This is a genomic window from Sphingomonas sp. SRS2 (assembly GCF_000971055.1).
Classification (GTDB): domain Bacteria; phylum Pseudomonadota; class Alphaproteobacteria; order Sphingomonadales; family Sphingomonadaceae; genus Rhizorhabdus.
In genome coordinates this window covers 1-902 of record NZ_LARW01000015.1, presented here as the reverse complement: position 1 = coordinate 902, position 902 = coordinate 1, and the positions used below count along the sequence as shown (strand labels likewise).

Below are 902 nucleotides of genomic sequence, written 5' to 3'. Positions count from 1 at the left end.
AGCAGAGATACAGCGTGTCGCCGACCTTGAGGGGCGTCGTCTCGGCGCCATATTTGCTTTTTTCCGGGTCGCCCTTGGGCATATCACCCGTGTGGTAGATCCAGGCGCGGCGCAGCCTGCCAGCATTTTCGGGCGTAATCTGGCCCAAGGGCGAGTAGCGCTGCGCGGCATAGCTGCCGCCATAGGCCGGCCAGTCGGTGCCGGCGTGGAGCGGTGACGGGTCGGCTACCGTTGACGCGATCACGCCGGGCATCGCGCCGGCAGTGGGCTGATTGACCCGCGAAATCACGAATCCGCCAAGCACGATTGCCACCGTGGCGGCACCAGCAGCGACAATAGGCCAGCGCCACGATGATCCGCGCAACACCGGCAGTGTCAGCAGCACCAGAATAAGCAGCACCGTTGGGCCAACGGCGAAGGGTATCAGTCCCCAGCCATCGAGCCCCGCCTCGGCCAAACCCCAGATCAGCGAAAGCAGCCACGTTGCCACATAAACCCAGACGCCAGCGGCGCGCCCCCGGATTAGCAGTAATCCGGCAATGCCAAGGCCGATCCCAGCGACGGCATAATAAGGCGATCCCCCCAAGGCAGCCAGCCAGACGCCGCCCATCATCAGAACCAGGCCGATACATGCCAGGATAGCACCGACGATCATCGCCCAGAGAGAGCGTTTCGGAGGGGCGGTGATCGTTCGCGGCATGGAAGTCTCCTACCGAAGGGAACTGCGCCTCGGGCGATCAGTTCCAGAACGAAAGGGCTAATTTCACGAGGTGCACGTGGATCGAGCTGCGATCTGGATTCCCTATTGCGGCAGCGCGCCGGCGCCTGCCGAATTGCTGGCACGGTGGAATCTTGATCCGGTGCTGATCGCGGCCCTGGCATTGGCGCTCTGCGGCGGATTG

The 902-nt window shown here is 63.6% G+C and carries 1 pseudogene; it reads right to left on the bottom strand.

From position 1 onward, the window contains the following. A pseudogene (locus WP12_RS00080) lies at positions 1 to 700 on the bottom strand (membrane-bound PQQ-dependent dehydrogenase, glucose/quinate/shikimate family); the annotation flags it as partial. Positions 701 to 902 lie beyond the last annotated feature (202 nt).